Annotated in this window: 1 pseudogene; it reads right to left on the bottom strand. The window is 65.4% G+C overall.

From position 1 onward, the window contains the following. A pseudogene (locus tag Ga0451573_RS19335) lies at positions 1-260 on the bottom strand (hypothetical protein); the annotation flags it as partial.

Below are 260 nucleotides of genomic sequence, written 5' to 3'. Positions count from 1 at the left end.
CAGGGAAAACGGATGGACACCGGCAACACGCAGCCGCCTGCGCAGGATACCGATGGGTTCCTCGTCGGGCACGGGCGGAAAGCCGTAGGGCGCCGAATGATGCGGTTCCGTCGGATCTTCGCCTTGGCTTCCGCGCACCTGATAGAGCGCCTCCGCCTTGCCGTACCACGGCTCCAGCTCGCCATAGGCAAACGGCCAGGCGGGTGAGACCCCCTCGAGATGCTGCATCTCGGCAAAGTCCTCAGCCCGGTAACGCGTCA

The organism is Phosphitispora fastidiosa (genome assembly GCF_019008365.1).
Classification (GTDB): Bacteria; Bacillota; Thermincolia; order Thermincolales; family UBA2595; genus Phosphitispora; species Phosphitispora fastidiosa.
The sequence above is the reverse complement of the archived record's forward strand: the minus strand, read 5'-3'. Positions and strand labels throughout refer to the sequence as shown.